At 57.5% G+C, this 12,355-nt stretch carries 11 protein-coding genes and 2 pseudogenes; 11 read left to right on the top strand and 2 right to left on the bottom strand.

The genetic code is table 11. The features are described from left to right. Positions 1-110: 110 nt before the first annotated feature. Positions 111-461, bottom strand: coding sequence for a hypothetical protein (locus QMK58_RS15650; protein WP_053159454.1), 351 nt, complete (start codon positions 459-461; stop codon positions 111-113). Between the two features lie 110 nt (positions 462-571). Here QMK58_RS15650 and QMK58_RS15645 point away from each other — a divergent pair, with 110 nt between their 5' ends. The 11 genes and pseudogenes from QMK58_RS15645 to arsJ all read left to right on the top strand — a co-directional run bounded on the left by QMK58_RS15645 (position 572) and on the right by arsJ (position 11,454). Continuing rightward, a complete protein-coding gene (locus tag QMK58_RS15645; protein ID WP_320395001.1) occupies positions 572-913 on the top strand; it encodes a transcription initiation protein in 342 nt (113 codons plus the stop codon). Between the two features lie 385 nt (positions 914-1,298). Further along, entirely contained in the window at positions 1,299-3,539 is a 2,241-nt protein-coding gene (locus QMK58_RS15640) for a methyl-accepting chemotaxis protein (protein ID WP_413817382.1), read from the top strand. A 72-nt stretch (positions 3,540-3,611) separates the two neighbouring features. Next, a pseudogene (locus QMK58_RS28970) lies at positions 3,612-3,740 on the top strand (thiamine pyrophosphate-binding protein); the annotation flags it as partial. Positions 3,741-3,953: 213 nt separating this feature from the next. After that, positions 3,954-4,094 (top strand): annotated as a pseudogene (locus tag QMK58_RS15630) (aldehyde dehydrogenase family protein); the annotation flags it as partial. 81 nt (positions 4,095-4,175) lie between these two features. Next, positions 4,176-6,035 carry an ABC transporter ATP-binding protein gene (locus tag QMK58_RS15625; RefSeq protein ID WP_053159461.1) on the top strand — a complete coding sequence of 620 codons (1,860 nt, stop codon included), beginning with the start codon at positions 4,176-4,178 and terminating at the stop codon, positions 6,033-6,035. 381 nt (positions 6,036-6,416) lie between these two features. Next, positions 6,417-6,773 (top strand): metalloregulator ArsR/SmtB family transcription factor, encoded by a 357-nt coding sequence (locus tag QMK58_RS15620; RefSeq protein WP_053159464.1) that lies wholly within the window; start codon positions 6,417-6,419, stop codon positions 6,771-6,773. Between the two features lie 45 nt (positions 6,774-6,818). Next, a complete protein-coding gene (locus tag QMK58_RS15615) occupies positions 6,819-7,289 on the top strand; it encodes an arsenate reductase ArsC (protein WP_320394999.1) in 471 nt (156 codons plus the stop codon). Between the two features lie 16 nt (positions 7,290-7,305). Next, positions 7,306-8,367 (top strand): ACR3 family arsenite efflux transporter, encoded by a 1,062-nt coding sequence (gene arsB / locus QMK58_RS15610; RefSeq protein WP_320394998.1) that lies wholly within the window; start codon positions 7,306-7,308, stop codon positions 8,365-8,367. Between the two features lie 4 nt (positions 8,368-8,371). Next, a complete protein-coding gene (arsH, locus tag QMK58_RS15605) occupies positions 8,372-9,088 on the top strand; it encodes an arsenical resistance protein ArsH (RefSeq protein ID WP_053159470.1) in 717 nt (238 codons plus the stop codon). A 113-nt stretch (positions 9,089-9,201) separates the two neighbouring features. Then, positions 9,202-10,206 (top strand): ArsJ-associated glyceraldehyde-3-phosphate dehydrogenase, encoded by a 1,005-nt coding sequence (locus tag QMK58_RS15600; RefSeq protein WP_320394997.1) that lies wholly within the window; start codon positions 9,202-9,204, stop codon positions 10,204-10,206. A 12-nt stretch (positions 10,207-10,218) separates the two neighbouring features. Then, a complete protein-coding gene (gene arsJ / locus QMK58_RS15595) occupies positions 10,219-11,454 on the top strand; it encodes an organoarsenical effux MFS transporter ArsJ (protein ID WP_320394996.1) in 1,236 nt (411 codons plus the stop codon). 304 nt (positions 11,455-11,758) lie between these two features. Here the strand turns inward: arsJ and QMK58_RS15590 are convergent, their stop codons facing one another. Continuing rightward, positions 11,759-11,908 carry a histidine kinase dimerization/phospho-acceptor domain-containing protein gene (locus QMK58_RS15590; RefSeq protein WP_413817430.1) on the bottom strand — a complete coding sequence of 50 codons (150 nt, stop codon included), beginning with the start codon at positions 11,906-11,908 and terminating at the stop codon, positions 11,759-11,761. Between the last annotated feature and the right edge of the window lie 447 nt (positions 11,909-12,355).

The following is a 12,355-nucleotide window of genomic DNA, read 5'->3' as shown; positions in this document are numbered from 1 at the left end:
GCAGCAATCGTTTCAAAAGCACTGAGCGCTTCTGAACCGATTGCTGCCTTTGCCGAGAGGCCGCTGTTCGCCAACAGGCGGCATTTATTGTTTGCGAGATCAGGGTCGATTCAGAGACAACTTTGTAACGCGGCCAGATGTTTTTTTGATATCCAGCGATACGTCGCAGCGTAATACTTAGCCACCGAGCCGGATTTTTCTGGCTGGATGTCGACAAAATACGCGGAACCACTCGTTGCTACGGTGTAGCCACCGTTGCTGCCGGATTCCTGAGTTGCCCCATCCCGTCCTTCAAAAACGAACAGGCTTTTCCACTCGCGCTGAACGCAATCAGCGATGACCTTGTCGGCTTTTTTTGAGTGCAGAACTTCGCGTGGTGCTTCCTGGCGCATCTCGTTCATGGTTGGCGTCGCACATCCTGTCAATGACAGTAAAGCCAACACCCCTATGGCAAATTTCATATTTTCCGTCCATGTTGAAAATAATCGAGAAATGCAATTCTGCAGGATACTTTACGTCAGGGCGAACACTCGCTCCACGACCGACATCAATTTCCGTAGGAATTAACGTCATGGCCAAGTACCTGATCTCCTTTCCCAGCGCTGCGATGATTGTGCCCGAAGGCGAGTTGGAGGCGGTGGGTCGCGACGCGCACGCCGTGATCGACGAGGCGAAAGCCGCCGGCGTCTACGTCTTCGGCGGCGGCATCGACGAAGGCGTGCCGCCCGTTCTCGTCGCAGCTGACGGGGCTGTCGCCGAGGGCGGCTACCCGTGGGCGCCCCCGCTTGATGGCGGCTTCACCGTGCTCGAACTTCCCTCACGCGAGGAGGCCGTCGCGTGGGCCGCGCGCATCGCGAAGGCCTGTCGTTGTGACCAGGAGCTACGCGTCTTCGGGTTCGACACGCAGTCCTGAGGGCCGCAGGGAAGTGACGCAGAAAGTGCGGCCTGACCCTTCTTTCAAGCGTTGAGTCACGCGGGAATTGGTTTATCCAGTGCCTGGCAATTTGCTCGCACCGGCAGATCCATCGCGGCAGGGTTGTTCTCTGGGACATCGAGAACAGTGGCTTACCACGGCAAGTACATCGGCTTGGGCTATCCACCCATGCCAATGCTCGCGCCTGGGCGCAGGCGGGCGAGGAGTCGCTCGCGGCATGCGTGCCAGAGGGTATTGCCCAGGCCCGATATCAGCGCTTTATCAGGGCATGTGGCACTTGGCGCACTGAGTTGTAGCAGGCGCTCTGGAGGGCTGGAGCAAATTGAATGCGGTCGACCGCAGAAAACGCTCTTGCGGGCAGGCAATGGTTAGCCTGCTTACGACTTGGCGTGGTATTTGCTATCAATTCGCCATCCGAATGTCGCGGTTGGAGAGGCAAATGTCGCTTTCAAGTAAGGTCATGCAATTATCCTCTAGCGAGAAGCACTGGTTACCCTGGTTCGGCAAGACCGGAAAAATCACGATGGGTTGGTCATGCCGACTCAATCGATCGGCTTATCCGGTGATCGAACAAACCTTTGAAGCCATCGCACAAACCCGTGCGCAGTTGCTGCACAACTGGACGCGCGAGCAGTGGGAACACCTCGCTGAACTGGCAGAACATCTCGGTCGGGATTTTGCCCATATCGACAGTCATTCACTGTTGGAAAAGCTCAACCAGGCGGAAGATTTTTCCGAGCTATTTGTCCTAAGTGTCGATGGCGCCGTCATCGCCTCTACCTGGAGCGGACGCGGTAAAAGTCAGCCTCAGAAAACCCGCGCCCTGGCCGAAGGGATGAAGGCGCCGTTTCTTCACGGCCCTTACAGCGATCCATTGACCTTGCAGATCGGTCCATCGACTTCACGCTTTCACGATGAAGTCACGTTGATGTTCTATCAGCCTTTGAAGGCCGATGGAAAAGTCCTGGGCTGCCTCTGCGGTCGCGTGCCAAACGATGTATTGGGCGATCTTATCCAGCGCGAGGCCGGGCACATCTATGCCGAGTCGGGCGACAATTACCTGTTCATGGCGCAATCACGCTTTGATCCGGCGATTGCACCGGGCACCGCGTTGTCGCGCTCACGTTTCGAGGACGGTACGTTCACCCACGGCGAAAACCTGAAAAGCGGCGTGCATACGCCCTGGAAGACCGTGCAGATTCAACGGCACACGGAGCTGGAGTTGCGCTTCACTGACCCGGCGACCCAGGCGTTGCACCCTGGTGTGCGCGAAACCATACGCATGGGCTCCAATCTGTTCGTGACTTATCCCGGTTACTCGGACTATCGGCACATTCCGGTGGTCGGCAAGGGGGTCACGTTCCAATTGCCAGGATCACCTGATCGCTGGGGAATGATGTGTGAAGCCGATCTGGAGGAGGTTTACCGCCGACGATCACTCAGCTATGGCCTGATGAAACCTTATCTGGCCACCATGGCAGGGCTGTTTGCCTGCAACTACACGGTCCAGCATTACAGCGGATTGGCACAAGGGATGATCGATGCCGTCGAGGTGTTGGGTATGGTCTGCGCCACTGTGCTGTTCAGCCTGTTGGGGCCTGGACGGCTTGCACAAAGGTTGGGCGAGATGACAGGCGTGATCAGGACCATCGCCGAGGGCGAGGGTAACCTTCGCCAGCGTCTGGACACCACACGAATGGCCAATGACGAGACCGGCGACATGGGGCGCTGGATCAACAGCTTCATCGATAATCTGGACTCGGTTGTCGGGCAAGTGGTCAAAGCCAGTCGCACCGTCGGTGCCACCAACCAGCTGATGTTGGGGCGTAGCCAGGAAGCCGGCGTCACTTCAGTGGAGGTGGCCGAAGCGGTGCATCACATGATGATTATCGTTGAACACCAATTGGGCGAGATCCAGCAAGCCTCTGCCAGCGCCGAGCAAATGAAGCAGGCAATGGACGAAGTCGTCGCCCGCGCCCGTGAGCAGTTTCTCGCGGTGCAGGCAGGCACCCAGTCGATTCGGGATGTGGTCGAGCGCTCTTCTTCAAGCGTGCAGTTGCTCGACAGCCGCATGACGCAAATCGGCAACATTACCGGCCTGATCAGTGACATTACCAACCAGACCAATCTGCTGGCACTCAATGCCGCCATCGAGGCCGCGCGCGCGGGCGAACATGGGCGAGGTTTTGCGGTGGTCGCCGATGAGGTACGCAGTCTCGCCTCACGCACCTCTCGAGCCGCCGACGACATTCGGCAGATGGTCGAAGGCTTGCAGAACGAAACGCAAACCGCCGTCAGCTTCATGAAGGAGGGCGTCACGGACGTCGATAACAGCCTGCGCCTGGCCGAAGATGCCTCCTCGGAAAACGTGCAGTTGCATCAAGCGGTGGAGAGTATGTTTGCGATCATTCAACAGCTCAACAAACGCAGCCTTGACTACGGCAAGACGATCAGACAGGTCGACCAGTCCTCGGCAGAAATGCGTCAGACGGTGGTGGTGTTGCAAGGCAGTGCCGAGACGGTGAGGCTCAATGCCAACAAACTGCAAAAACTGGTGGGGCAGTTTGAGGTGAGCAGCAACCACGGACGGGTGGCGGCTGCTTGAGAAGGCGGGCGAGGGCGGGCTGATCATGGCGGCAGCCCGCCATTTAGAAAAGGCCGTCAGGGGTGTGAGAGCATGGTGACTCGTGGCCCGGGTGCGGCCAATGCGATGGTCGCGTTGCACACCGCATGGCAGGACAGCGTGCCGTTGGTGCTGTTCGTTGGACTCATTCCCCGTACCGAAACCTATCGCGCCTCTTTTCAGGAGTTCGATCTCAATGGCTGGTTCCGTACGACCAGCAAAGGCGTATTCCAGATCGAACACGCCGAGCGAATACCCGAAATTGTCTCGCGGGCGTTTGCCTTGGCGCGAACCGGACGCCCGGGACCGGTAGTGATCGGCCTGCCGGAGGACATGCTGCGTGATCGGGTGCAGGCCCAGGCGGTTGCCCCTATCCAAATCCTGCAAAGTGTTCCGAACATGAAGCGCGTCTGGCTCGAGGCGGGTGGCAAGAGTCCCCACATCGTCTGCGCTGACGCACCGGATCTTGACGCGGCAGCGCAAGCCGCCGCGGCAGCGATTGCGTTCAACCAGGGTGAAGTGTGTACCGCAGGCTCGGCGTTCCAATAATTTCGCAAAACCCTCAAAGCAACCTTTCAATGGCAGAATCTGCGTAACTTGATTGTTTTGGAGACCACCATGCTTCGTGCATTTGAACGAAGGCTCGACCCTTTTCCTCCTGACGAGGTGCCACCGCCACCCGAGGGCCTGTTTCGATTCCTGTGGGCATGCACGCGGGGAGCCCGCGGCTACATCCTGGCGCTTGCGCTGCTCAGTGCCAGCGTGTCGATTTACGAAGCCTGGCTGTTTTCCTTCCTCGGGCAGGTCGTGGACTTGCTCTCGACCTGGCAGGCGGGCGGTGATGCGGCTTTGCAGGAAAGTCGCGTGTTGTGGGGGATGGGCATCGTGATGGTGACCAGCGTCGGTCTAGTGGCGTTGCGCACTACGGTGCAGCACCAGATATTGGCGATCAATCTGCCGTTGCGATTGCGCTGGGATTTCCATCGACTGATGCTGCGGCAAAGCCTTTCGTTTTTTTCCGATGAGTTTTCCGGCCGGGTCACTACCAAGGTCATGCAGACTGCGCTGGCCGTGCGCGACGTGCTATTCACCTTGATCGAGATCGCACCCGGGATTGGCGTGTATTTCATCGCGATCATTGCCCTGGCCGGCGGCTTCGCACTGAAACTGATGCTGCCTTTCGTTGCCTGGGTCGTGTTGTTCGGGGTGGCCATGCTGTACTTCGTGCCCCGCCTGGGGAAAGTCGGGCAGGAGCAAGCCAACGCCCGGTCGATGATGACCGGACGTATCTCGGACGCCTATACCAACATCACTACAGTGAAGCTGTTCTCCCACTCCAATCGTGAGGCGCACTTCGCGCGTGCAGCAATGGAGGATTTCAAGCAAACCGGCTTTCGCCAGATGCGCCTGGTCAGCCAATTCGAGATTGTTAACCAGGCATTGGTGGTGGCGCTGATCATGGCAGCCGGTGGTTATGCCCTGTGGCTATGGCACCAGGGTGAGGTCGGTGCGGGTGCGGTGGCGGCAATCACCGCCATGGCGTTGCGTATCAATGGCATGTCGCACTGGATCATGTGGCAAATGACCTCGCTGTTCGAGAGCATTGGTACCGTACAGGATGGCATGACAACGTTTACCCGCGGCCCCAAGGTGCAGGATGCGCCGGACGCGGGCGTACTGCTGACCTCCGGCGGGGCGGTCACCTTCGACAAGGTGAGCTTCAACTACAATGGCGAACGCCAAGTGCTTGATGGCCTGAGCCTGAATATCCGAGCGGGCGAAAAAATCGGCCTGGTTGGCCGCTCTGGCGCCGGCAAATCCACGCTTATCAACCTGCTGCTGCGCTTCTATGACGTCGACAGCGGGGAGATTCGCATCGACGGCCAAAACATCGCGAAGGTGACACAGGACAGCCTGCGCGGCTCCATCGGCATGGTCACGCAGGATACCTCCCTGCTGCATCGTTCCATTCGCGACAACATCGCCTACGGCCGTCCCGATGCGACCGATGCGCAAATTCGTGGCGCCGCGGCCAATGCCCAAGCCGATGAGTTCATAAGTCAACTGAGTGACCGGCAAGGCAATACCGGCTACGACACCCTTGTGGGTGAACGGGGCATCAAGCTGTCCGGCGGCCAGCGTCAACGCGTCGCGATTGCCCGGGTGATGCTCAAGAACGCTCCGATCCTGCTGCTTGACGAGGCCACCAGCGCGCTGGACTCGGAAGTCGAAGTGGCCATTCAGGAAAGCCTCGATGAAATGATGCAGGGCAAGACAGTGATCGCCATCGCCCATCGGCTGTCCACAATTGCGGCCATGGACCGGCTCATCGTCATGGATGACGGACGCATCATCGAACAGGGCACCCACACCGAACTGCTCGGGAAAAACGGCGTCTATGCGCGGCTGTGGCAGCATCAAAGCGGTGGGTTCCTGGGTGAGGATCAGGGAGTGGTCGAGGTTATGGATCAGGCGTGAAGGTGAAGGGGGCGAGAGCCCCGATTGCTACTCGTCAAGGGCTGATCTGCCCCTCTTCGCGTGCATGCCGTGTCTTTTGTTCATTCTGCTCATCACGACTCCTGCCTGGGATTGAGATGCTGGACAGCCTAAAGCCACGGTGGTGACGGAATAATTACCTATATACGCTCGTTCGTATGTATTGCGGCTGAAGGTGTGCTCGTTTTCCGAAATCCGGCTTCGAGTCATGAGCGTACAGGCCAGAATACGGGCATGTGTGCGTAATACGCCTTTGCAGCTTTACTGGATATACGGAAATACGTATATTCGAATAACCATATCCAATCCGGTATTTGGCGATGACCGATAAGGCCCGCGTGCTTTTTAAACGTTGAGACCCCTATGGCTGACCATCTGACACCGACCACCGTATTCAAATGCCTGGCTGACGAAACTCGTGTTCGGCTGATGTTGCTCATCACCCGTGAGCAAGAGCTGTGCGTCTGTGAACTGACCTGCGCACTCGATGAGAGCCAACCGAAAATCTCCCGGCACCTGGCGCAACTGCGCAGCTGCGGCTTGCTGGAGGATCGTCGGCAAGGTCAATGGGTGTATTACCGCCTGCATCCCAGTCTGCCGGATTGGGTGATTGCCGTACTGAAAACCACGCTGGACGCCAACCAGCACTGGCTCAGTCCAGACGCCAAACGCCTCGACGTGATGGGTGATCGCCCACAACGCTTGGCTGCTTGTTGCTGAGTTAACGTCGGCCCAAGAAACGCAGGGCCTTTACGAGATAGCCTGATGAAGATTCTGTTTCTTTGCACCGCCAACAGTTGCCGCAGCATTCTTTGCGAATCCATGTTCAATCACTTGGCTCCGACTGAGATGCAAGCCTACAGCGCCGGTAGCCAGCCAAAGGGCGAAGTCCATCCACTGAGCCTGAAAACGTTAAATATGGCTGGAATCTCTACCGCAGGGCTCTACAGCAAGTCCAGCGATGTCCATGTAAACCTGGTCCCTGATTTCGTTATCACGGTTTGCGACAAGGCTGCCGGCGAAGCCTGCCCGGTCTTTTTTGGCCCGGCCACCAAGGCCCACTGGGGGCTGGCAGATCCTTCTGAGTATCAAGGGACTCAAGAAGAGATCGAGGCGGCTTTCGAAGCCACTCTGGAACAGATCAGAACCCGCATTGAAGCTTTCCTGGCGTTACCACTTAAGCAGTTAAGCGCCGAGCAACTCAAGGCCGAACTGGCCTTGATTGGCACTCTCTGACTCTGGGGATATGACAATGAGTAAAAGTCGTCTTTCTTTTTTAGATCGCTACCTGACGGTCTGGATATTTCTCGCCATGGCGATTGGTGTCAGCTTGGGTAGTCTGTTCGAAGGGCTGCCGGTCTGGCTTAACAGCCTTTCGGTGGGTTCGACCAATATCCCGATTGCCATCGGCCTGATCGTAATGATGTATCCGCCGCTGGCTAAGGTCAGGTACGAAGAGCTGCCGGAGGTATTCAAGGACAAGCGCATTCTGGCCCTTTCGCTGATTCAGAACTGGGTGATCGGCCCAGTGCTGATGTTCGTACTGGCCATCGTGTTTCTCGCTGACAAGCCGGAGTACATGACAGGCCTGATCCTTATCGGTCTGGCGCGCTGCATCGCCATGGTGCTGGTGTGGAATCAGATTGCGGGTGGCAATAACCAATATGTCGCCGGGTTGGTGGCCTTCAACAGCATCTTCCAGATCCTGTTCTTCAGCGTGTATGCATGGGTCTTCTTAGGTCTACTGCCGCCATTGTTCGGCCTTCAGGGCAGTGTGATTGACACCAACTTTGTCAGCATCGCCGAGTCCGTGCTGATCTACCTGGGCATCCCATTCCTGGCTGGTTTCCTTACACGCAAAATCCTCATCAGCCGCAAAGGCGAAACCTGGTACAGCCAGCGCTTCATTCCGCGCATCAGCCCTCTGACCCTGGTCGCGCTGTTGCTGACCATCGTGGCGATGTTCAGCCTCAAGGGCGACATGGTGTTGCAGCTTCCGCTGGATGTGCTGCGTATCGCTATCCCGTTGACCATCTACTTCGTGGTGATGTTTTTCATCAGCTTTTGGATGGGCAAGCTGCTCCGCGCGGATTATCCACGCACCACTGCACTGGCCTTTACCGCTGCCAGCAACAACTTCGAACTGGCCATCGCTGTGGCCATTGCCACATTCGGCCTCGCTTCGCCGGTAGCCTTTGCCACGGTGATTGGCCCGCTGGTGGAAGTGCCGGTACTGATCTCCCTGGTTGGCGTGGCCCTCTGGCTCAAGCGCCGCTGGTTCGATCATCCGAAGGGCGCCATCGCTCAGGAGTAAACGTATGACTGAAGAACTGATCCCCAACCTCGATGCCGAACTGGTCGACCTGCCGACCCTCGATAAACTCGGCAGCACGCTGTCGGCTACCCACAAACCGCGAATCCTGCTGCTCTACGGCTCGACCCGCGAGCGTTCGTTCAGCCGCCTGCTGACTGAAGAGGCTGCGCGCCTGTTGCAACATTTCGGCGCAGAAACTCGCATCTTCAATCCATCTGAGCTGCCGTTGCCAGATGATGTGCCGGACAGCCACCCCAAAGTGCAGGAGCTACGCGAGCTGGTGCTCTGGTCAGAAGGTCAGGTCTGGTGCTCCCCCGAACGCCACGGCTCGATGAGCGCAGTGTTCAAGGCGCAGATCGACTGGATTCCGTTGACCATGGGCGCAGTGCGCCCAACTCAGGGCAAGACGCTGGCGGTGATGCAGGTTTGTGGTGGCTCGCAATCTTTCAACGTGGTCAACCAGCTACGTGTATTGGGTCGCTGGATGCGTATGGTCACCATTCCCAACCAGTCCTCGGTGCCGAAGGCCTACCTGGAGTTCGACGAGGCGGGGCGCATGAAGCCCTCGGCATTCTACGACCGTGTCGTGGACGTAATGGAAGAGCTGGTGAAGTTCACATTGTTACTGCGCGAGCGGCAGGACTATCTGGTCGACCGCTATTCCGAGCGTAAGGAGTCGGCGGAAGAACTCTCCAGGCGCGTTAATCAACGCTCTATCTGAAGGACGCTGCGCCCGCGTGCGATTCAGCACCCTGCGCCTATCAACTACGCCAGCCAATTCGACATCGCCAAGTCGTAATTGCCCCCAGTCAGCAGCCCCAAGAGAACAACAGCATGAGCATCAAAGTAGGTATCAACGGTTTCGGTCGCATCGGTCGTCTCGCCCTGCGTGCAGCCTGGGGCTGGCCAGAGTTCGAGTTCGTGCAAATCAACGACCCGGCAGGCGATGCAGTAACCCATGCGCACCTGATCAACTTCGACTCTGTGCATGGTCGTTGGAACAACGAAGCCTGCGCAGAAGGCGATCATGTAGTGATTGGCGGCAAGCGCATCAAGGTCACCGCGAACAAAGCGATTGCCGACACCGACTGGTCGGGTTGCGATCTGGTGATCGAGGCCAGCGGCAAGATGAAGACTGTGGCTGTGTTGCAGACCTACTTGGATCAGGGCGTTAAGCGTGTGGTGGTCTGTGCGCCGGTCAAGGAGCAAGGTGCCTTGAACGTGGTGATGGGCGTTAACCAGCACCTGTTCGACCCGGCGCAGCACCGCATTGTGACCGCTGCTTCCTGCACCACCAATTGCCTGGCCCCGGTCGTCAAAGTGATCCACGAGAACCTGGGCATTCGCCACGGTTCGATCACCACCATTCACGACCTGACCAACACCCAGAGCATCCTCGATCAGCCGCACAAGGATCTGCGCCGCGCCCGCGCTTCAGGCATGAGTCTCATCCCGACCAGCACTGGCTCGGCCACCGCCATTGCGCAAATCTTCCCCGAACTGCGTGGCCGCCTGAATGGTCACGCGGTTCGCGTACCGTTGGCGAATGCCTCGCTCACCGATTGTGTGTTCGAAGTGGAGCGCGCCACCTCGGTGGATGAGGTTAATGCGTTGCTTAAAGCGGCGGCAGAAGGCCCGCTGAAAAACATTCTCGGCTATGAGACGCGCCCACTGGTGTCCATCGACTACCGCACCGACCCGCGCTCATCGATCATCGATGCGCTTTCGACGATGGTGATCAATGGCACTCAAGTGAAGATTTATGCCTGGTACGACAACGAATGGGGTTATGCCAATCGTGCTGTTGAGCTGGCCAAACTGGTCGGCATGGCCGATTAACAGGGAGAGATCATGAACGCGTTGTCAGCCCTTTCCCCGCAAGTGCGCCAGTACCTGTCAGTGACCGGCAATTACTGGGCTTTTACTCTCACCGACGGCGCCTTGCGCATGTTGGTGGTGTTGCACTTCCATGCGTTGGGCTACAGCCCGTTACAGATTGCGTTCCTGTTTCTGTTCTATGAAATCTTCGGCGTCATTACCAATCTGGTCGGCGGTTACCTGGGTGCCCGTCTAGGTCTCAATCGCACCATGAACATTGGTTTGGGGCTCCAAGTGGCAGCCTTGTTGATGCTGACTGTGCCCGCCGCCTGGCTGACCATCCCTTGGGTGATGGGCGCTCAGGCGTTGTCGGGCATTGCCAAAGACCTCAACAAGATGAGCGCCAAGAGTTCCATCAAACTCCTGGTGCCCGACAACCAACAAGGCACCCTCTACCAATGGGTGGCGATCCTTACCGGCTCGAAGAACGCGCTCAAAGGCGTGGGTTTCTTCCTGGGCAGTGCGCTGCTGGCATTGCTGGGCTTTACGGTTGCCGTGCTAGCAATGGCCGCGACTCTGGCGTTGATCTGGATAGTCAGCCTGTTCCTGTTGAAGAAGGATCTGGGCAAAGCCAAGGCCAAACCGAAGTTTCGCGACATTCTCTCCAAGAGCCGGGCGATCAATATCCTCTCGGCTGCGCGAATGTTCCTCTTTGGTGCCCGCGATGTCTGGTTCGTGGTGGCGTTGCCGGTCTACCTGAGTAGCGTATTCGGCTGGGACTTCTGGAAGGTTGGTGGCTTTCTTGCGGCCTGGGTCATCGGCTACGGCGTCATTCAATCGTTGGCCCCAAACATAACCGGTAAGAAACGCGGCCACGTACCGGATGGTCGTGCGGCATTTCTCTGGGCACTTGCGCTGGCAGGGCTGCCTGCGGCAATCGCCCTCGGTCTCTCGACGGGTTGGTCGCCGCACATTGTGCTGCTGGGTGGGTTGATGGTATTCGGCGCGCTGTTCGCGGTGAATTCTTCTCTGCACAGCTATCTCATCGTCTCGTATGCCAAAGAAGACGGGGTATCGCTGGACGTGGGTTTCTACTACATGTCCAACGCCCTGGGCCGATTGCTCGGCACCGTGCTGTCCGGCTGGATTTATCAGGGTTACGGGTTGGAGACTTGCTTGTGGGTTTCCTCGGTCTGCGTGCTGCTGGCCGCTGTAATTTCTATCGCCTTACCCAGGCATGCCGAGGCGATTTTAAACCGTCAGACATGACGCAGTGCACCTCTGCTGCGTCAGGCTCCCGCCGTCAAGCGTTCACCCAGGATCAGAGCGCTCAAAAATCCTGAGTGCAGTGTCGATTGTAAAGGGCTCTGATCGACCCAAACCGGTCGGTGGTGGAGTCCAGGAAACCAGGGGCGATTCAAAAACGTTGTTTCACACATGAGACTGCTCCCTGAAAACGAGCTTCCTCACCATTTTTTGTGAAGCAAAGCGGCATCGTCCCATAGAGGACGGGTATGCCAAGCCATCTTCGACGAACTCGGAAGGGGCGTGGCTGCGCTGAGATCAATTTCAGTTAGTTAATCGAGCGAGGCAGTTCCGTTGCCATTTTTATGGCCGACAACGGGTTGCGCAGGTCATGACTGACAATCCCGATAAGCTGCTCGGCGAACAGGGCACTGTCTTCAGCCGCAGCGTACGTGATACGCAACTTGTCCTGGGTCATATCCAGCACGCGTCGTTCTTGAGGTGTTTCACCAAATGCCTTTCGGCAAGCATTCGGGCATTGAGCAGTTCGCGCTCGTACCTTTGGCTATCCGCCGCTTTGAACACGTCATTTCATGAAATATACCCGCAGAATGCTCACAGCTGTCCATTCACTGCGAAAGGAGCAAATTTTGAGGGTCCTTGCGCGAGTGGTGTCTATAATTTTCCAGATATCGGCCCCATTGGTCAGTGAATACAAATGCCCGCAGATGACGAGTTACTGCCCGGTTCTGAGGTTCTCTTCGAGGAAGCTGACTGCGGCTTACTACTTACCTCGGAAAATGGCGAGATCGCACGGGTCAACCTGACATTCTGCATTCGGGGGGAAGGGCACCCGCTGTGAATGACGGTTTATGGCTGTGGATTCAACCGGTCGACGCAACAGATCGGCTTAATCGTTCAGGGG

This window comes from Pseudomonas sp. P8_241 (assembly GCF_034008315.1).
Lineage (GTDB): Bacteria > Pseudomonadota > Gammaproteobacteria > Pseudomonadales > Pseudomonadaceae > Aquipseudomonas.
Note: the sequence above shows the minus strand (reverse complement) of the source record. Positions and strands in the feature narration are given on the sequence as shown.

Bases quoted from the DNA above. Each gene is read 5' to 3' on its own strand.
- QMK58_RS15650 (WP_053159454.1), bottom strand. From the start codon at position 461: ATGAAATTTGCCATAGGGGTGTTGGCTTTACTGTCATTGACAGGATGT.
- QMK58_RS15645 (WP_320395001.1), top strand. From the start codon at position 572: ATGGCCAAGTACCTGATCTCCTTTCCCAGCGCTGCGATGATTGTGCCC.
- QMK58_RS15640 (WP_413817382.1), top strand. From the start codon at position 1,299: ATGGTTAGCCTGCTTACGACTTGGCGTGGTATTTGCTATCAATTCGCC.
- QMK58_RS15625 (WP_053159461.1), top strand. From the start codon at position 4,176: ATGCTTCGTGCATTTGAACGAAGGCTCGACCCTTTTCCTCCTGACGAG.
- QMK58_RS15620 (WP_053159464.1), top strand. From the start codon at position 6,417: ATGGCTGACCATCTGACACCGACCACCGTATTCAAATGCCTGGCTGAC.
- QMK58_RS15615 (WP_320394999.1), top strand. From the start codon at position 6,819: ATGAAGATTCTGTTTCTTTGCACCGCCAACAGTTGCCGCAGCATTCTT.
- arsB (WP_320394998.1), top strand. From the start codon at position 7,306: ATGAGTAAAAGTCGTCTTTCTTTTTTAGATCGCTACCTGACGGTCTGG.
- arsH (WP_053159470.1), top strand. From the start codon at position 8,372: ATGACTGAAGAACTGATCCCCAACCTCGATGCCGAACTGGTCGACCTG.
- QMK58_RS15600 (WP_320394997.1), top strand. From the start codon at position 9,202: ATGAGCATCAAAGTAGGTATCAACGGTTTCGGTCGCATCGGTCGTCTC.
- arsJ (WP_320394996.1), top strand. From the start codon at position 10,219: ATGAACGCGTTGTCAGCCCTTTCCCCGCAAGTGCGCCAGTACCTGTCA.
- QMK58_RS15590 (WP_413817430.1), bottom strand. From the start codon at position 11,908: ATGACCCAGGACAAGTTGCGTATCACGTACGCTGCGGCTGAAGACAGT.